General features: G+C 41.7%; 18 protein-coding genes. 12 read left to right on the top strand and 6 right to left on the bottom strand.

Going from position 1 to position 17854, the window contains the following annotated elements; translation table 11 throughout:
- Window positions 1-113 precede the first annotated feature (113 nt).
- Both ABD772_RS01835 and ABD772_RS01830 read left to right on the top strand, forming a co-directional pair.
- Window positions 114-2114, top strand: a complete 2001-nt coding sequence (locus ABD772_RS01835; RefSeq protein ID WP_345100713.1) for a T9SS type B sorting domain-containing protein — start codon at window positions 114-116, stop codon at window positions 2112-2114.
- 185 nt (window positions 2115-2299) lie between these two features.
- Window positions 2300-3319: a PorP/SprF family type IX secretion system membrane protein gene (locus ABD772_RS01830; RefSeq protein ID WP_345100712.1), complete on the top strand. Its 1020-nt coding sequence runs from the start codon at window positions 2300-2302 to the stop codon at window positions 3317-3319.
- Window positions 3320-3429: 110 nt separating this feature from the next.
- On the opposite strand, the gene rpoN is transcribed toward ABD772_RS01830, so the two are convergent.
- Window positions 3430-4905: an RNA polymerase factor sigma-54 gene (rpoN, locus tag ABD772_RS01825; protein WP_345100711.1), complete on the bottom strand. Its 1476-nt coding sequence runs from the start codon at window positions 4903-4905 to the stop codon at window positions 3430-3432.
- A gap of 147 nt (window positions 4906-5052) precedes the next feature.
- Between rpoN and mscL the strand changes: the two genes are divergently transcribed.
- The 5 genes from mscL to tsaB all read left to right on the top strand — a co-directional run bounded on the left by mscL (window position 5053) and on the right by tsaB (window position 7302).
- The gene (gene mscL / locus ABD772_RS01820; RefSeq protein ID WP_345100710.1) at window positions 5053-5439 is read left to right on the top strand and encodes a large-conductance mechanosensitive channel protein MscL; all 387 of its coding nucleotides are present in this window, start codon (window positions 5053-5055) and stop codon (window positions 5437-5439) included.
- A gap of 307 nt (window positions 5440-5746) precedes the next feature.
- A complete protein-coding gene (gene rpmH / locus ABD772_RS01815; protein ID WP_345100709.1) occupies window positions 5747-5905 on the top strand; it encodes a 50S ribosomal protein L34 in 159 nt (52 codons plus the stop codon).
- A 72-nt stretch (window positions 5906-5977) separates the two neighbouring features.
- A complete protein-coding gene (gene rnpA, locus ABD772_RS01810) occupies window positions 5978-6361 on the top strand; it encodes a ribonuclease P protein component (protein WP_345100708.1) in 384 nt (127 codons plus the stop codon).
- Complete coding sequence (gene yidD / locus ABD772_RS01805) at window positions 6358-6600, top strand: membrane protein insertion efficiency factor YidD (protein ID WP_345100706.1); 243 nt, start codon at window positions 6358-6360, stop codon at window positions 6598-6600. Before rnpA ends, yidD begins: the two co-directional genes overlap by 4 nt.
- Window positions 6601-6615: 15 nt before the next feature.
- A complete protein-coding gene (gene tsaB, locus ABD772_RS01800) occupies window positions 6616-7302 on the top strand; it encodes a tRNA (adenosine(37)-N6)-threonylcarbamoyltransferase complex dimerization subunit type 1 TsaB (RefSeq protein ID WP_345100705.1) in 687 nt (228 codons plus the stop codon).
- Here the strand turns inward: tsaB and ABD772_RS01795 are convergent.
- Window positions 7299-8759: a DUF5723 family protein gene (locus ABD772_RS01795; protein ID WP_345100704.1), complete on the bottom strand. Its 1461-nt coding sequence runs from the start codon at window positions 8757-8759 to the stop codon at window positions 7299-7301. The genes tsaB and ABD772_RS01795 overlap by 4 nt on opposite strands.
- Window positions 8760-8876: 117 nt before the next feature.
- Complete coding sequence (locus ABD772_RS01790) at window positions 8877-10472, bottom strand: hypothetical protein (protein WP_345100703.1); 1596 nt, start codon at window positions 10470-10472, stop codon at window positions 8877-8879.
- Window positions 10473-10560: 88 nt separating this feature from the next.
- Here ABD772_RS01790 and ABD772_RS01785 point away from each other — a divergent pair, with 88 nt between their 5' ends.
- From ABD772_RS01785 to ABD772_RS01765, 5 genes are all read left to right on the top strand, one after another.
- Window positions 10561-10944, top strand: a complete 384-nt coding sequence (locus ABD772_RS01785) for a DUF423 domain-containing protein (RefSeq protein WP_345100702.1) — start codon at window positions 10561-10563, stop codon at window positions 10942-10944.
- Between the two features lie 2 nt (window positions 10945-10946).
- Window positions 10947-13436, top strand: a complete 2490-nt coding sequence (gene priA, locus ABD772_RS01780; RefSeq protein WP_345100701.1) for a replication restart helicase PriA — start codon at window positions 10947-10949, stop codon at window positions 13434-13436.
- 104 nt (window positions 13437-13540) lie between these two features.
- Window positions 13541-13792, top strand: a complete 252-nt coding sequence (locus ABD772_RS01775; RefSeq protein WP_345100700.1) for a GxxExxY protein — start codon at window positions 13541-13543, stop codon at window positions 13790-13792.
- Window positions 13780-13959, top strand: a complete 180-nt coding sequence (locus ABD772_RS01770) for a GxxExxY protein (RefSeq protein ID WP_345100699.1) — start codon at window positions 13780-13782, stop codon at window positions 13957-13959. Before ABD772_RS01775 ends, ABD772_RS01770 begins: the two co-directional genes overlap by 13 nt.
- Before the next feature lie 79 nt (window positions 13960-14038).
- Entirely contained in the window at window positions 14039-14695 is a 657-nt protein-coding gene (locus tag ABD772_RS01765) for a protein-L-isoaspartate(D-aspartate) O-methyltransferase (protein WP_345100697.1), read from the top strand.
- A gap of 29 nt (window positions 14696-14724) precedes the next feature.
- Here the strand turns inward: ABD772_RS01765 and smpB are convergent, their stop codons facing one another.
- The 3 genes from smpB to ABD772_RS01750 are packed head-to-tail and all read right to left on the bottom strand — an operon-like array spanning window position 14725 to window position 17735.
- The gene (smpB, locus tag ABD772_RS01760; RefSeq protein ID WP_345100696.1) at window positions 14725-15177 is read right to left on the bottom strand and encodes an SsrA-binding protein SmpB; all 453 of its coding nucleotides are present in this window, start codon (window positions 15175-15177) and stop codon (window positions 14725-14727) included.
- Window positions 15178-15204: 27 nt separating this feature from the next.
- Window positions 15205-17088 carry an Nramp family divalent metal transporter gene (locus ABD772_RS01755; protein WP_345100694.1) on the bottom strand — a complete coding sequence of 628 codons (1884 nt, stop codon included), beginning with the start codon at window positions 17086-17088 and terminating at the stop codon, window positions 15205-15207.
- On the bottom strand, window positions 17085-17735 hold the full coding sequence (locus ABD772_RS01750; RefSeq protein WP_345100693.1) for a metal-dependent transcriptional regulator: 651 nt from the start codon (window positions 17733-17735) through the stop codon (window positions 17085-17087). Before ABD772_RS01750 ends, ABD772_RS01755 begins: the two co-directional genes overlap by 4 nt.
- Window positions 17736-17854 lie beyond the last annotated feature (119 nt).

Genomic DNA, 17854 nt, shown 5'->3' with positions numbered 1-17854 from the left:
ACTTTATAAGCTTTTTACAGAATTTGAACGCCGCAGAAAAAATCGCTTCAATCAAACTCACAAATGCCCTGCTTTTTGTGACCGGCTTTTTTATGCTTTTTAATTTAACTGTGTTGAAGGCTCAGAGTAATCAAACTGTAGAAAACGGAGAACAAACAAAGCTTATAACCCTGCCCGGAGGAGGCTGTTCTTACAAATGGACGGTAACAGACAATGCACAGATTGGCTTCCCCCTATCAAATGGTACCGGTAATGTTCAGCCATTTACAGCGGTTAATAATACAAACAAACCAATTACTGCACATATCAGCATAACGCCTTTGTCTGAAGGTTTTGCTTATGTAGCCAATTCTTTATCAAACAATGTTACCGTCATTAACACATCTACCCATGACGTAGTAACTAATATTCCGGTAGATAGCCAGCCTTTTGGTGTAGCGGTAAGCCCTGACGGCAGGAGGGTTTATGTGGTTAACTCAAAAAACGAAACCGGCCATGCCAAGCCTGGTGTAGTATCTGTAATTGATGCTGCAAGTAATACTATTGTTGGCAATTATACCGTTGGAAAAAATGCGAAGGCAATCGTTGTAAACCCTGATGGCAAACGTGCCTATGTGGCTAATGAGAGCAGCAATACAGTATCAGTAGTGGATTTGACGGATAATACAAGCATACCTGATATTACCGTAACGGGGCCGCTGGGTATAGCTATAAGCGTAGACGGCAGCCGGCTATATGTAGGAAGCACTACAGCCCAGCTGTATGTTATTGATGCCGCAACTAACCAGGTGTTAAAAAAAATTCCGGTGCAGTCCACTTATCCTACGGCGGTAATGGTGAGTCCGGATGGTAGTAAGGTTTATGTCACCAATAATACAGCTAACTATATATGTGTTATAGATGTTGCTACAGGAGGGGCGCAAACCGTTACTGTTGGTACTGCACCTTTTGCTTTGGCAATCACTCCTGCCGGCGATAAATTATATGTAAGCAACGCCATTTCCAGAGACGTAACTGTTGTTAATACCGCTTCCAATACGGTGATAAAGAATTTAATTATTCCCAGTTCATCAGAAGGTATTTCGGTTAGCCCAAATGGGAAACAAGTATTCGTTGTGGGCCAAAATCCAAACGAACTTGAAGTGATTGACACAAGTACTGATCAATTGGGGCCGCCAATACCAACTAATCAAGGCGCGGCTATTTCTATCGGCAACTTCGTAACAGCGGGTATTGGATGCAGTACCGTACCTATCACTTACAGTATTACGGTTAATCCGTCGCCAAATATTAATGCGCCTGGTAGTATTGCTGCATTGTCCACGCATTACGGTATTGCATCTACCGGACAGGTGGTCAATGTTGGAGGCAATAATCTTAAAGGCCCTATTATAGCAACAGCGCCGGCGGGGTTCGAGATCAGTAAAGACGATATTATATTTAAAGATACCCTTATGGTGGGAACCGAGGGCGACGTAGCTCAAACGGAGGTTTTTGTCAGACTTAAGGCTACTACACCTGTAGATACCTATCATGGCAATATCCAATTGAGCAGCCCGGGTGCAGAGCCTGTAAACGTGCCGGTTGAAGGTGCCGTTTTAACCACCCAGCTAAATATTACAGCTGATAATAAAACTAAATTTTTTGGCGACCCCTTACCAACATTCACCGTAACTTACACAGGCTTTGTAAATGGCGATGGTCCATCGCTGCTCACTACGCCTCCAACTGTAACAACTACGGCCGTAGTTTCGTCGCCTGTTGGTAAATACCCAATCAACGTTGCCGGTGCCATCGCAAAAAATTATGCAATTGCTTATGTGCCGGGTATACTGGAAATAGTCACCGGGGCGATCAGCACACCCAATGCTTTCACACCCAACGGTGATGGCATCAATGATACCTGGGATATCAAAAACTTAAGCTTGTATGCCGGCTGCACGGTTGAGGTATTGAACAGATATGGGCAACAGGTATATTACACTAACGGCTATCCATCGCCGTGGAATGGTACCTTTAAGGGACAACAGGTGCCGATAGGAACGTATTATTATATCATCAAATTAAAATCAGGCACAAAACCATTAACCGGGTCAATTAATATCATCAGATAATATTCCAAATAGGAATAAATCGAAACTTTAAATAATTTATGCCGTATTGGAGTAGATTAAACAAGAAGAGTTATATTCGGTAATTAATTTGATTTTAAATAACCCTATAATCAGTTATTATTTTTTGTGCAACTAATTACATGGGGTAAATTGTGGGCAAGTATTAATTTGAGGCGTCGATTTCTATGAAGAGAAATATACTTTTATTGGTTTGTTTTGCTGTCATTATTAAAGCAGCTTCCGCTCAGCAGTTGCCTCAATATACTCAATACGTTTTCAATAACTTTTTATTAAACCCTGCAGTGGCAGGTATTGAAAATTATACTGATGCCAAGTTGGGTTACCGCAGCCAGTGGACCGGATTAAACGGTGCACCTCAGACGGGCTTTTTGTCTATCAACGCGCCATTAGGCACAGATTTTACGCAAGGCGATGCAGCCGGATTTCCGGGTGGGGGAGATGTTAACCCTTCAAGCCGGTTGTATACACAATATTATCAGGCATCGCCACCGCATCACGGTATAGGCTTTACCCTGGTATCCGATAAAGCCGGTCCAATCACGCAAACCAACGTCGCCGCCGCGTATGCTTATCATTTGGGTTTGGCGCCACGTTTAAATTTGTCGGTAGGGGTTTCTGCGGGTATGAATCATATCCTTTTAAATACTTCTGAAATTACACTGGCTACGCCGCTTGACCCTGCTATTTCCAACGGTAACAACAGCCAGTGGAAGCCCGATCTAAGTATTGGCACATGGCTATATTCTGCCGATTTTTACGTTGGTATATCGGTACAGCAGTTGCTTAAACAAAATTTATATTTCAGTACCTCGACTACGGCAGTTGATGTAAGTAAAACGGTGCCGCATTTTTTCTTTACGGCCGGTACCAAATTGTATGCCTCGGATGATGTTACGCTGTTGCCATCAATACTGGTTAAAGAAATTCAACCTGTACCGTTAACTTATGATTTGAATTTGAAGGCTTCATTCCAGGATAAATTCTGGCTGGGTGGTTCATACCGTCACAATGACTCGTTTGGTATACTGGCAGGCTTTAACCTGAGTTCATTTATAAACGTAGGCTATTCATACGATATTACCACCTCTTCATTAAATACCGTAAGCAACGGTACGCATGAAATTGTAATTGGCTTACTGTTGAATAACAGGTATAAGGTTACTTGTCCGCAACACGGATTCTAACAGCGCGTTTAATCGGGGCGAAGGATCAAGTTTTTGTATTAATATTAAGCCCTGTAGTATTATGCTACAGGGCTTTGTTTTTTAATATCCTGAGTGTCTGATTTTAAGAACTAAAGTTCCTTTCTTAGCCTTGCAACCGGGATATTCATCTGCTCGCGGTATTTGGCTACGGTTCGACGGGCTATGTTGTAGCCGGCTTCTTTGAGTATTTCGGTAAGTTTTTCGTCAGCCAGCGGGTGGCGTTTGTCTTCTTTGCCAATGTGCTCTTCCAGTATCTTTTTAACCTCTTTGTTTGATACTTCTTCGCCGCTTTCGGTTTGGATAGCCTCAGAAAAGAATGATTTTAAAAGATACGTACCATGTTCGGTCTGAACATATTTGGAATTAGCAACGCGCGATACCGTTGAAATATCCATGCCTATCTTGTCGGCAATATCTTTCAATATCATCGGTTTTAGGTTTTTATCATCGCCGGTTAAAAAGAAATCATACTGGTAATGCATGATGGCATTCATGGTTTTGAGTAAAGTTTGCTGACGCTGTTTAATAGCATCGATAAACCATTTAGCCGAATCCAGTTTTTGCTTTACGAATTGTACCGCCTCTTTTAACTTTTTATCCTTTTGAGATGCTTTATCATAATGCTGAAACATTTCCTGGTACGAGCGGCTTACGCGCAGTTCAGGAGCGTTCCTGGAGTTTAATGTCAATATCAATACGCCATCACTATTCTTGATATGAAAATCAGGAATAACCTGCATTTGCTTGGTGTTTACCTCGTTCGAGTCGCCTGGTTTTGGGTTTAGTTTTAGTATCTCGTTTATTACTCCGCGCAATTCAACCGAGGTCATGTTCAGTGATTTTTCAAGCTTGTCGTAATGCTTGCGGGTAAACTCGTCCAGGTAATGCTCAACAACCAGAATTGCCTTAGCTACTATCGGATCATTGATGTCCTTACGACGAAGTTGGATCAACAGGCACTCCTGTAGGCTGCGTGCACCAATACCGGGCGGGTCAAAGCTCTGTATCAACTTCAGCATCTCCTCAACTTCCTCATCTTCGGCCATCACGTTTTGCGAGAAGGCCAGGTCATCTGTAAGTGAGGTTATAGGGCGGCGCAGATAACCGTCGTCATCTAAGCTGCCTATAATCTGGTTAGCTATCTTGAAGTCTTTGTCAGGCATAGGTATCATATCCAGTTGCGATTGCAACATCTCGAAAAAAGAGCTTTGCACGGCAAAAGGTATTTCTTTACGGTCGTCGTCGTCCTCCCCATTCTGGTCATAGCGCGATCCGTATTCATTTACATTATCTTCCTGCAGATAATCGTCAATGTTAAATTCATCTGCTTCGCCGCGTTCTTCGTCATTATTAAAATTGTCCTCGTCAGGGTCGCGGTCGGGGTATTGTTCTTCGGGCTCGTTAAGATTGGTTAAGCTTAAATCCTCAAGCGCCGGGTTCTCTTCCAATTCCTCCTTGATACGGGTGTCCAACGATACCGTAGGCACCTGCAACAGCTTAATAAACTGTATCTGCTGTGGCGATAGCTTTTGTAGTAGCTTTTGTTGGAGATTTTGTTTTAGCATAAATCAGACAGGGCAAATCTACATCAATTACCCAAATTTTTAAAACTTGATTGTTATGATAGCGTTTATCTGTAAATGCCTAAACGCAACATTTGTTTGGGCAAGACGATAATTTTATAATAACTTTATCAGTGTAACTTGTAAACTATGGCTATTGTAAAAGAATTTAAGGAGTTTGCCATGCGTGGCAATGTTGTTGACCTGGCAGTTGCTGTTGTAATTGGTGCCGCCTTTAGTAAGATAGTAAGCTCTATGGTTGATGACATTATCACCCCGGCTATACTTACCCCGGCGCTTAAAGCAGCTCATTTAACAAACTTGGCTGAACTGGTAATACCGGGCACAGCTATAAAATACGGCAACTTTTTGTCTCAAATCATTTCTTTTGTGATTGTGGCCATTGCTTTATTTCTGATAGTTAAAGCCATTAACGTTACTAAAAAGAAAGAAGCTGACGTACCGCCACCACCTGCTCCACCTACAAAAGAAGAGATGCTGCTTACAGAGATACGTGACTTGCTGGCAAAAAAATAACGGGACATTGGTATGTTAATGATCCACGTAAATGCGGATCAGCGTGAATCACTTTTTTTGTAAATTCTGATATACAGTGAGCTGTAAAATAATGTGGATCAATTTGGATCACCAAACATGACTTTTAAGTAAGGATTCTGAAATATTTTCGATCACTTACCGGGAGCTGATTTAAACTGATATAAAAAGCAACTCAAACTTATCAACGCAGTACCGGTAATTTTTTTTTAAGTCGTGTATTTGAAAAACTAAAAAATTACGCTACATTTGCGCTCTTGTTTTTTAAAAACAAATAGAATAAAGAATCATGAAAAGAACGTTCCAGCCTTCTCAAAGAAAAAGAAGAAATAAACACGGTTTCCGTGAGCGCATGTCATCTGCTAACGGTAGAAGAATATTAGCTGCAAGAAGAGCTAAAGGCAGAAAAAGATTAACTGTATCAAGCGAAGGTCGCCACAAAGCATAATATCTGGTTACTTGCTCTCTGGTATTTAGAGGGTTTGAACCTGTTTTAAATTACGGTTCATAATTAGTAATCATGTACACCTTTACAAAAGAAGAACGGTTATGTAATAAAAAGCTTATTGATGAGCTTTTTCATAATGGTTCTTCTTTTTTATGTTACCCCTTTAAAGCCTCCTGGCTGGTTGTATCGCAACCGCAGAAATTCCCTGCTCAAATATTATTTTCAGTATCTAAAAAGCGGTTTAAGCGCGCTGTCGATCGTAACCTGATTAAACGCCGTATGCGTGAAGGATACCGTTTAAATAAACAATTGTCGCTGTATGCTTCGCTTACTGCAGCCGAAAAGCAAATAGTGTTATCAATAGGTTATATAGGTAAAGAAATTGCATCTTATGAGTTTATCGAAAAAAAGATGCTCAAGCTGTTAACCCAGCTTAATACAGAGATGACAAAATGAATGCACTTGTACGCATATTAAAAGCGCTTATAGGTGCTTTTTTTGTTTTACTGATACGGATATATCAATATTTTATCTCACCATTAACGGGAGCTTCATGTCGCTATACACCAACTTGCTCGCAATATGGTGTTGAGGCTATAAAAAAATACGGTGCTTTTAAAGGCGGATGGCTAACTTTGAAACGCATTGCCAGCTGTAACCCCTGGGGCGGGCACGGGCACGATCCGGTGCCATAAATACAATTTAAAATAATGAGTGTTATACTTCAAATAGAAACGGCAACTACTGTTTGTTCTGTCGCGTTAGCAAAAGATGGTGAGACCATTGCTGTTAAACAATTAAATGAGCGCAATATACATGCCGAGGTAATTACCCTTTACATTAATGAACTTATTGTTAATAATGGATTAAAGTTTGATGACGTTGATGCTATTGCTGTAAGCAGTGGGCCCGGTTCGTATACTGGCTTACGTATAGGCGTATCGACAGCTAAAGGTCTTTGCTTTGCCCTGGATAAGCCTTTGATTTCCATTGAAACTCTTGAAGCAATGGCACATGGTATAATGGCAGAAGATAATATCGATTCAGACACGCTCTTTTGCCCCATGATCGACGCACGGCGCATGGAGGTATATACTGCGCTGTTTGACGCCGGGGGTAATATGGTAAAACCTACATCGGCAGAGATTATTGATGAACACAGTTTTACTGAACATCTGCAGACAAAAAAAATATTGTTTTTTGGCGATGGTGCCGAAAAATGTCAGGCTCTTTTAAGCAAGAGCTCTAATGCCCGGTTTAATACTGAATTTATAAATTCGGCAAAGCACCTTACCAAAAAAGCTGCCGAAAAGTATCTAACCCAGCAGTTTGAAGATGTAGCTTATTTTGAACCTTTTTATCTTAAAGATTTTCTGGTAACTCAGAAAAAGAATTAATAGTTAGGATCTGACTTACCAAACAGCCCATCCCATAGTTTGCCAAAAAATCCTTTATCACCGGCAGGAGCTATGCCGCTTGAGTTCATCTTGCGTTCAATAAGCGGGCCAAATTTTAATGAGGCGCCAATATAAAAATCCATGCCGGTAAAAGCAGTTGGCGGCGTTTTTGCCTGGGACATAGTACCCTGGCTGCCGCTTTTAAAGGCCGCGTTTAAAAAGCTGCCGGTTGCGAAAAGGCGTTCGCTGCCAATAAAAAATTCGGCATCATCACTCTTTTTCATATACTGAAAGCCCAGGTTAAATAACTTTAGTTCGTTATAACTTGAAGTTAGCGCCAGGTTATGTTTACCTAATTGTATCGGTGCAACTAAGGCAGCTGTAAAGCCGTTATAAAATAATTCCTTCGAGCCGATCAGCGTCGGTGTAAACTTAATATGACCCTCATCGTCTAACCAGTACGTTCGGTTAATACTTAACTCAAGCAAGCCATTGGTTGGTGTGATAAACCCATGTTTGCGCTGTCCGCCTTGTGTAAGGCTGTCAATTGAATGTTCTATAATTGATTCACGATCTGCTGATGAAAAATTATTGATTAAGGCAGAGCCGTTGAATGTATTGGTATTTGATTTACTGCCCCAATGAATAAAGCCCAGATTTTTAATATTTCCCTGCCACTTAAAGCCACTTTCGTCAAAATAGGTTAAACCAAAACTAACAGAAGCCCCCGGATTAATAAAAATTGGGAATATCTGGTCAAAATTCGATTCGTCTTTATTGCTATTTGCGCGGTAAGAGCCTTGTAATGCCAGCCTGGCCTGATCTGCAGTTTTATTAAAGGTAGCGCTTGACTGGGTGATATTTAACTGGTGATAATCAATACCTGCCAATGCGCTTAATTTAAAGCCTATAGCCGTTCGTTTGTCTATTTGCTCGCGGTAAGTAAAGCTTAATTGATGGTAGACCTGTGATTTGTAATTGCTGTTAAAAACGTTGGCATAGACATCCTGAGGAAACTTAGTAAAGCCATTAAAAAAAGAAATAGTTTCGTCGGTAGCTATGGCGCGCCCCTCAAATCTGGTATTTAAAGCAAGCCCCATTTCCTGGTCGCCATTTTCGCTGGTGAACACTTTCAGCATGATGGTGTAATCATTGAAATTAGCATTCAGGTGGTTATAAGCGCCCTGACCGGTTACGAGGTTGGCGGTATTATAATACGAGTGAAATGCGCGGGTTTTTAAGGCCTGCTGTCCGTTGCCCGCTACGAAAAAATTGGCATTTAAATTTGGAATAAAAAAGTTGAAAGCAATTTGTTTGCTGGTATCAGGTATAAAGGCCCGTTGCGAAGGATTCTCAAATGAATCGTACAAAGTGCCGGTATTATATAGCGCGAACTGTTGTCCAAAAGCTTTAATCGTTGCAAGAAAAAAGAAGCAAACAAGTAGGTATTTTCTCATTTAGTATTAATAGCTAACATGGGGTCAAACTCATTAAAGATAAAATTACTAATCAATTTAACCCAAAATAAAATTAATTATTTGTTTCAGGGTTAGTTAACTATTTGTAAGGTTCAATTATTTTAAGGCTGTTGCGGCGGTATCGGGTTGGTTTAGGTTCATACAAAAGCTGGTATAAAAGTTTTTGTTTGACGAAATCAGCTGATATGACGCCGCATAAAAATTCTTCCAGCCGGCCTGATCGTTTTCAAAGCTATGGTAAAAATCGTCACTTAGATCGCGCTTCAAAATGGGCTGTGCATTTTTAAAGTTAATATACCAGGTTATGTTGCTGCGCTCGGCAGTTAGATCAGAAAATTGGTTGTACTGTTTTAGTTTGCTTTGTAATTTATGATTAAAGTAATAGTCATGATAGCTGGTTAACTCAGACTGGCTGTTAGCCATGATGAGGTAATTGTCAACAATCATAAACCACGGATGATTGAACAGGCCAAAGGCATCACCCAATAAATAAAAAGGCAGTTTGCGATAATTTACCTGTCCGATATCACTGGTAGCCATGGTACTGATATTATTCATAACAGGTCTGAAAGCTGACCCGTCCTTAAGACATACAATGGCATATTTTTCCATGTACCTGGTGGTTACCACAGCAAATTCCTGCCCTAATGCATGGTTAAATTCGGTGATCAGGTTAACGCCTGTTTCGGCTTTTACTTTGGCAAAAATCGAATCTTTCTCCGTTTGTAGTTTGGCTTTGGCATACCAGTCAGAAAGGTCAGTCTTGAACTTCACAGGGTCTGATACCGCAAAGCAAATGCTGTAGGCGGTGGTTGACGGAAAAACGTCCTGCAGGTTATTGGCAATTGGTTGCTGATTGGTAAACAGATTCAGATAACTGCTGGGCTGATCGCGTTGAATGTTTGAAAAACCCGTGAATAACAGGGCATCGCTTTTGAAATTTAAACTCAACGCAGCAAGTGCGGGAAACAACTTAAAGCTTTTAAAAATATCCGTATTCTCGTTGCTAAACAGCGCTGCAAACAGCGGGTTAAGATTATGATAGTTAATATACAGGTTAGCCAGCGAATTGGCGTTTTGCTGCTCGGGCAAAGCCATAAAGATCTTTTTATCTTTTGATGCGGTGTATTTGGCGCTTAAATCTATCAACTCTTTGGAGAAACTACCTAAATAAATTCCATCCTCTTTGTTAAGCAGGTAAAAACGTTTCTTTAATGTGGCTGAGTAAATAACAAAACCCTTTTTGCCGTCGAACGCGGTGGGCGTAACTACCAGGCCCTTGTGGGTTTTAACGGTGAGCTGGTCAATATCTTCGGGATTAAAACCTTTAGTTGCGGCGGTGGTAATAAGCAAGCCGATAGATTTATCAGACAGGGGATGTAGCGAGATAAAGGTATTTTGACCATTAAAGAATTTATTCAGCACCGGGTCTATGAACAGTTGTTCGCGCAGCGTATCCAGGTCGCCTAATTGTTGCCGGCCAATTACTGCAGTAAATAGCTTGTTATCTTTAAAAATATCGTAAAAACTTTCCTCATTATTGAATTCAAAAACCAGTGCTGCATTGTCCGGAATGTTAAGCATGGTTTGGGCAGTATGCAAACCGGGAGTGTTTAAATTCTTAAAATAAACGACTGTAATACCTGCAGTTGCCAGTATCAGTAATATCGTGATAGCGATTAGTCGTTTCATTGTAATAGAATACGCCGCAAGTTAGATTTTTAAGGCGAGCCATTCAAGTAATTGTTTCAATTGGTTAACTTAGCCTTTTCAAATACTTATGAACAGATCAATCACTATTACTGCAGCATTGTTTGGCATGGTTGCCGTTATGACCGGCGCTTTCGGGGCTCACGCATTGAAGACAATGATAGCGCCTGACGAACTACAGATATGGCGTACGGCGGTTGAATATAATTTTTACCACGTTTTTGCTTTGTTGTTTTTGGCTGTATTGGCAAAAAATAATAGTAGATGGATATCAGCCAGCTATTATTTATTCACCTTTGGTATTATCTTATTTTCCGGTTCTCTGTACTTGTTGGCTTGTCGCGATATTTTGCATTTAAAGGCTAGTGTGATAGGCCCGATAACGCCTGTCGGCGGATTGCTTTTTATAGGGGGATGGGCGTCGCTGGCTATAGCTGCATCCAGAAGTAGGTAATTATGCTTGAGTTTGCCGAAGCCCGACACCAGGACCGCAAAACGCTTTTTGTTGAAGTGATTTTGCCGCTGGCAATAGCGAAAAACTATACCTACCGTGTTCCTTTTGAGCTAAACAATGTGATAGCTATAGGCAAGCGCGTGGTGGTGCAGTTTGGTAAAAGTAAACTGTATACCGCGATAGTATTAGCTATAACAGAACAGCCTCCTGAAAAGTACGAAGCCAAATATTTACTGGAGATTTTGGATGATCGCCCGGTGGTTACAGATCAGCAGTTGCATTTCTGGAAGTGGTTATCTGAATACTACATGTGCTTTGAAGGCGAGGTAATGAATGCCGCATTGCCATCGGCCCTAAAATTGGCCAGCGAAACCAAGATCATCCTCAATAAAGATTTTGAATATGATAAATCAGAGCTGCATGATAAAGAATACCTGATTGTAGAGGCTTTAGAAATACAACCCGAGTTAACTATTAGCGACATCTCTAAATTGCTGAGCCAAAAGACGGTGATGCCGCTGCTCAAGGGCTTATTTGAGAAAAATATCATCAATATATCTGAAGAGGTTAACGATCGGTACAAGCCGCGCAAGCGTACGTTTCTGACCATTAACCCCGCTTATCATGATCAGGATAATTTGCGTGAGCTATTTGCAATATTAGAGAAGCGGGCACCAAAGCAAGCGGATGCCGTTTTAGCCTACTTGAAATTGGCCCGTCATCAGAAAGCTATCACAAAAAACGAGCTGGTAGACGAAAGTGGGGCGGGTGCGGCGAGTATCAATTCATTGATAGAGAAAGAGGTTTTTATTGCGGAAGAGCGCAATGTAAGCCGCCTGTTTTTTGAGGAGGAGTTTCTGGATGCCAACTTTGAATTGAGCGAGCATCAGCAAACGGCATTGGATGCTATTAAAGACCAGTTTAAGCAAAAGGATGTGGTATTACTACATGGCGTTACCTCGTCAGGAAAAACGCAGATCTATATCCGCCTTATTGAACAAGCCATGGCCCAGGGTAAGCAAGTGCTGTATTTGTTACCTGAAATTGCGCTGACTACTCACGTTATAGAGCGTTTACGACAGTATTTTGGTGCCAGCATCGGTGTTTATCACTCGCGTTTTAATGATAATGAACGGGTAGAGGTTTGGCAGAAAGTGTTAAACGGCGACTATAAAGTGGTACTGGGGGCGCGGTCGTCCGTTTTCTTGCCCTTTGTCGGCCTGGGCCTGATCATCGTCGACGAAGAGCACGAAACATCCTACAAACAGTTTGACCCTGCACCGCGCTATAATGCGCGCGATGCAGCCATCTTTTTAGCCAACATGCATGGCGGTAAAGTACTGCTGGGGTCGGCTACGCCGTCGTTTGAAAGTTACTTTAATGCCCGTACGCATAAATATGGTTTTGCCGAATTGACCGAGCGTTACGGTGGTGTAGAGTTGCCAACCATTGAAGTCGTCAGCATCGCAGAAGAAACTAAAAAGAAAACCATTCAATCGCACTTTACCAGTGTTTTGATGGGCGATATGCAGGCTGCGCTAACCAATAAAGAGCAGGTCATCCTTTTCCAAAATCGGCGTGGTTATGCTCCGGTTTTATTATGTAAAATATGCGCCTATACGCCCAAATGTATTAACTGCGATGTAAGCCTGACCTACCACAAGCATACGGGTAAACTACATTGTCACTATTGTGGTTATAAAGAAGATTCGCCGGTTATTTGCCCGGCGTGTGGGTCAACACAGTTGGAGTACCGGGGGTTTGGTACCGAAAAGGTGGAGGACGAGCTAAGCATGATCTTACCCGAGGCCCGCATAGCGCGCATGGACCTGGATACTACGCGGTCACGTAATTCATTGCAAAATATCCTTAATGATCTTGAAGAGAAAAAGATCGATATATTGGTAGGCACCCAGATGGTAGCGAAGGGGCTTGATTTTGCAGATGTAACCGTTATCGGTATTATTAATGCGGATAGCTTGCTTAAATATCCGGATTACCGGGCCAATGAGCGCAGTTTCCAGCTACTGGCGCAAGTAAGCGGCAGGGCAGGGCGTCGGGGCAAACAAGGCAAGGTGGTGATACAGACCTATGACCCTGCGCATCGCGTTATCCGGCAAGTAATTGGAAATGATTATAGCGACCTTTATTTTACCGAAATGGAAGAGCGCAGAGCATTTCATTATCCCCCGTTTTACCGTATTATTAATCTGGACGTTAAGCACAAAGACCCCGAGATCCTCTACAATCAGGCAACTTACCTGGGCAAGGAACTGCGTAAGCATTTCGGCGAGGAGAGAGTTGTTGGTCCGCAGATACCATTGATCAGTCGGATCCGTAATTACTATATCCAATCTATCATGCTTAAATTTGAGAAGGACGGGGTATCAATTAATAAAGTAAAGACAACCATCCGCGATGTTATTACGCAGTTTCAAACTACTAAGTTGAGTAAAGGGAGCATAGTACAGCCCGACGTCGATCCGTATTGACACGATTAAGGGATTTTAAGTTTGACAGTATTAATGTTAATGTTGTTGATTTGATTTATTAGATTGATTAAATTTAATGTTAGATAACCTGTCAATCTTTCACAATGGATAATAACGCTAACAAGAATGTCAATGAATTGACTCATAAAATAATTGGATGTGCGATGCGCGTTCACAATCATTTAGGGAATGGTTTCTTAGAAATAATTTATCAGCGAGCGTTAGCGATTGAGTTGTGCAATTCAGGAATAAGATTTGAGCGTGAAAAGGAGATGCCCATTATTTATTGTGGTGAATTGATTGGGTCAAGACGTGTTGATTTCTTTGTCGAGGATAGAGCGTTATGGTTGAGTTAAAGGCGTTTGAGAAAATTGAAGATATTCATAAAAATCAAGCTATAAATTACCTGGAAGTTTATAATATTGCCGACGGATTATTAATCAATTTTGGAGGATCAAGTTTAGAATTTAAAAGGGTTTATAACAAGAAATTAGTGAATCCGGGCGAAAATCCAATTCGATAAAATTAGGACTATTCATTCTAAAAGAATCACTAAATCGTATTATCATCCTGCCAAATCCTAAAATCACTAAATCGTGTAAATGGCATATAAGTACGTTGATAATTACCGCGAGCAAGGCGCCCGTAAAAAGCTGGTTGATGAACTACGCAAGAAAGGTATTGAGGACGAAAACGTTTTACAAGCAATAGGCAAAATCCCTCGTCATTACTTTTTCGATGAGACTTTTTGGAAACAGGCCTATAAAGATATTGCCTTCCCGATAGGAGAGGGGCAAACTATTTCGCAACCTTATACCGTGGCCTATCAAACCGAATTGCTGCATATAAAAAAGGGCGACCGGGTGCTGGAAATTGGTACCGGTTCGGGGTATCAAGCTTGTGTATTGGCTGAAGTTGGGGCGAAGGTTTTTACCATAGAAAGGCAGGAGAAGTTATACGAACGTACGCGCAATCTATTGCCTCGTATGGGTTATAAAGCTCATTTCTTTTTAGGCGATGGCTCAAAAGGAATTGCTAGTCATGCGCCTTATGATAAGATCATTGTTACCGCAGGCGCGCCGACTGTACCTGAAACTTTGCTAAGTCAATTAAAAATCGGTGGTACGCTGGTCATCCCTGTCGGCGATGAAAGATCGCAGCAGATGGTGACTATCTTAAAAACGGGCGAGAATGACTATGAGCGACATGTGCTGGATACTTTCAGGTTTGTGCCATTGGTAGGAGAACGAGCGTGGTAGAAAACTTCACTATATAGGAGCGATGTTAATTAACGTTTCAGCGCTCTGTCCATCTCAACTTTGGTGTCGCGTTCTTTCAGGGTTTCGCGTTTGTCGTAGGTTTTTTTGCCTTGTGCTAATCCTATTTCCAGTTTGGCAAAGCCGCGTTCACTTATAAAAAGTGCCAGCGGAATAATAGTTAGCCCCTTTTCTTCGCCCCGGGTTTGCAGCTTTTTGAGTTCTTTTTTGTTCAATAATAACACGCGGTCGCGTTTGGCCTCATGGTTATAGAATGAGCCGAAGGTGTATTCTGAAATATGCAGGGCGCGCACGTAAAGCTGGCCGTCAATAAATGTGCAAAATGCGTCGTTAAGGTTGGCTTTCCCACTGCGGATAGATTTGATCTCGGTTCCCAATAATTTTATCCCTGCTATATATTTATCCAGGATAGTGTATTCAAAATAAGCTTTCTTGTTCTTGATGTATATCTTTTCGTCGGCCATTGCAGTGCAAACTTACGTAAAATGGATTTATTTTGATGCCTTAACTACCAGTACTGGAATGTTAACCATGTGGCGTACTTTGTTTACCGTAGTGCCAAAAATCAGGTCCTTTAACGCTTTATGGCCATGCGACCCCATCACTATAAAATCAACCCGCTGCGTGTTCACAATATCTGTTATTGCGCTGGCTGCTGTGCCATAGCCAATCCTGGCGTTGGCTTTATAGCCCAATTTATGTAAGGCTGCAACATATTGACCCAGATTATCTACGTCGCTTTGGGTTTCGTGGTCCATGGCCTGGTCGCCATAATAGCGTGCGCCGGCAGTTTCAACTACATGCATCAATATATAAGTAGCGCTTTTGCCGCCCTGCATAATGGCATGCCTGATTGCATTGGTGTCATTTTTTGAAAAATCAATGCTGACGCCAATGGTATGGTAATGGACGGTCTCTAAATTGTCAATCTCGGCAGCAATACCATGTGGAATATATGCAGGCGCATCGGCATGTTTAAACAGCAGCGGACGCAAGAGGACATATAGCAACAACAATGCAATGCCAATAACCATCGGGATAACCAAAGTGTACATCCAAAACGCTGTCTCCGGCGATGCAGCTGCCCAGGTTTTAATCTGTTCGTAAACCAGTTTAACATTCAGCCCGACAATGAGTAAGGCGGCTGCCCAGGCAAAGATTTTGACTTTAGCACTGATAGCAAAGTTGCCCATCTTTTTCCTGTCGGATGTGAAATGTATCAACGGAATAACAGCAAACCCCAGCTGTAAACTTAAAACCACCTGACTTAAAATTAACAAATTTCCTAACCCGTCCTGCCCGGAATATATAATGGTGAATACAGCCGGAACTATAGCCAATACACGGGTCAGCAAACGACGCAGCCAGGGTTCGATACGCAGGTTAATGTGTCCCTCCATAATGATCTGCCCTGCCAGCGTACCGGTAATGGTTGAGCTTTGCCCTGCGGCTATTAATGCTATGGCAAATAACACCGGCGCAGTGCGGCCAAAAATATGTTCAAGCAGTTTATAGGCATCCTGTATCTCGGCAATATGGAAATAGCCGTTCTTGAAAAAGGCGCTGGCCGCCAGGATCAGTATTGCTGCATTGACAAAAAAGGCCAGGTTAAGCGCAATAACCGTATCAAATAAATTAAAGCGGATAGCACTTCGCAGCCCTTCTTCGGTCCGGTTTATTTTCCGGGTTTGTACCAGCGATGAATGCAGATACAAATTATGCGGCATTACCGTGGCTCCTATAATCCCGATAGCGATGTATAACGCATTGCCGCTTAAATTTTGCGGAATAAAGCCCAAAGCCACTTCCTTTACATCCGGCGTAACAATAAACATCTCTACCAAAAAAGATAATCCTACAATAAATATCATTGACACAATGAAGCCCTCGAGCTTGCGCATGCCCTTGTTCATGAGAAATAACATCAGCAGCGTATCGGTAATAGTTAATGATACACCCCAGATTAGGGGTAGGCCGAATAATAAATTCAAGCCAATAGCCATACCAATGATCTCAGCCAGGTCGCAGGCAATGATAGCTATCTGCGCCAAAAGATAAAGGCAAAAGTTAATAAAGCGCGGATAGGTGATCTTTGAAGCCTGCGCCAGGTCCAGGCCCCGCACAATGCCTAATCGGGCAGATAATGACTGCAGCAATAAGGCTATGAGGTTAGATGCAAAGAGTACCCAGATCAATTTATAGCCAAAGGCGCTGCCCCCGGCTATATCAGTAGCCCAATTTCCGGGGTCCATATAGCCTACGCTAACTAAATATGCAGGGCCTATAAAGGCTAATATTTTTTTCCAGCCCGTTTTGTTTTCTGTAGATACCGAGCCGTGGACGTTTCCTAATGATTCGTTGTAACCGTTGCTCATATTACTATTAATAAATTTTTGGCCACTTCGCGGCTTATGTGTGTAATAGTGCCTTCAACCTGTAATATCATAGAATTATCGTATTCAATAATATCAGTCACTTTTATTTTTTTGCCAATGGTTAGTTGTTGCTTTTCCAGATACTGTAAAAAGCCCGGTGTATGATCGCGCACGCCCGATATAATGCCAACCTCATTTAATTTTAAAGAAGCGATAGGCCTAAGCTCGTGCTTCTTAAACTTGCCTTCGCGGTCAGGTATCGGATCGCCGTGCGGATCGTGTTTTGGATAATCCATAAACTTATCCAGGCGGTCAATCAACTCAACCGATGAAATATGCTCTAGTTCCTCAGCCATTTCATGCACCTCGTCCCACTTAAAGTTGAGCTTCTCTACCAAAAAGTATTCCCAAAGCCGGTGCTTACAGATAATTTGCAAAGCAATTTTCTCGCCGACAGCAGTTAATGTTACACCCTGATATTTCTCGTAGTTTATCAGTTCTTTATCAGCCAGTTTTCTCACCATATCTGTAACAGAGGCCGCTTTGGTGCACAGCGCCGCAGCTATCTGGTTGGTACTCACGCTTAAATCATTTAACGAGAGATGATAAATGGCTTTTAAATAATTTTCTTCGGCTAAAGTATTCATTTAAACAAATCTAATATTTTTTTTAGACAAGTCTAAAAATTGTTAATAATAAAATTTAATTTTTCAGATATCTTAGTATGGAAAAATATAATTTTGTATTTTGTTTAAAATTTTCACGT

This window comes from Mucilaginibacter panaciglaebae, from assembly GCF_039539265.1.
GTDB classification, from domain to species: domain Bacteria; phylum Bacteroidota; class Bacteroidia; order Sphingobacteriales; family Sphingobacteriaceae; genus Mucilaginibacter; species Mucilaginibacter panaciglaebae.
Note: the sequence above shows the minus strand (reverse complement) of the source record. Positions and strands in the feature narration are given on the sequence as shown.

Bases quoted from the DNA above. Each gene is read 5' to 3' on its own strand.
- priA (WP_345100701.1), top strand. From the start codon at position 10,947: ATGCTTGAGTTTGCCGAAGCCCGACACCAGGACCGCAAAACGCTTTTT.
- rpmH (WP_345100709.1), top strand. From the start codon at position 5,747: ATGAAAAGAACGTTCCAGCCTTCTCAAAGAAAAAGAAGAAATAAACAC.
- ABD772_RS01770 (WP_345100699.1), top strand. From the start codon at position 13,780: ATGGTTGAGTTAAAGGCGTTTGAGAAAATTGAAGATATTCATAAAAAT.
- ABD772_RS01830 (WP_345100712.1), top strand. From the start codon at position 2,300: ATGAAGAGAAATATACTTTTATTGGTTTGTTTTGCTGTCATTATTAAA.
- ABD772_RS01765 (WP_345100697.1), top strand. From the start codon at position 14,039: ATGGCATATAAGTACGTTGATAATTACCGCGAGCAAGGCGCCCGTAAA.
- smpB (WP_345100696.1), bottom strand. From the start codon at position 15,177: ATGGCCGACGAAAAGATATACATCAAGAACAAGAAAGCTTATTTTGAA.
- ABD772_RS01750 (WP_345100693.1), bottom strand. From the start codon at position 17,735: ATGAATACTTTAGCCGAAGAAAATTATTTAAAAGCCATTTATCATCTC.
- ABD772_RS01775 (WP_345100700.1), top strand. From the start codon at position 13,541: ATGGATAATAACGCTAACAAGAATGTCAATGAATTGACTCATAAAATA.
- ABD772_RS01755 (WP_345100694.1), bottom strand. From the start codon at position 17,088: ATGAGCAACGGTTACAACGAATCATTAGGAAACGTCCACGGCTCGGTA.
- yidD (WP_345100706.1), top strand. From the start codon at position 6,358: ATGAATGCACTTGTACGCATATTAAAAGCGCTTATAGGTGCTTTTTTT.
- mscL (WP_345100710.1), top strand. From the start codon at position 5,053: ATGGCTATTGTAAAAGAATTTAAGGAGTTTGCCATGCGTGGCAATGTT.
- ABD772_RS01795 (WP_345100704.1), bottom strand. From the start codon at position 8,759: ATGAGAAAATACCTACTTGTTTGCTTCTTTTTTCTTGCAACGATTAAA.
- tsaB (WP_345100705.1), top strand. From the start codon at position 6,616: ATGAGTGTTATACTTCAAATAGAAACGGCAACTACTGTTTGTTCTGTC.
- ABD772_RS01785 (WP_345100702.1), top strand. From the start codon at position 10,561: ATGAACAGATCAATCACTATTACTGCAGCATTGTTTGGCATGGTTGCC.
- ABD772_RS01790 (WP_345100703.1), bottom strand. From the start codon at position 10,472: ATGAAACGACTAATCGCTATCACGATATTACTGATACTGGCAACTGCA.
- rpoN (WP_345100711.1), bottom strand. From the start codon at position 4,905: ATGCTAAAACAAAATCTCCAACAAAAGCTACTACAAAAGCTATCGCCA.
- rnpA (WP_345100708.1), top strand. From the start codon at position 5,978: ATGTACACCTTTACAAAAGAAGAACGGTTATGTAATAAAAAGCTTATT.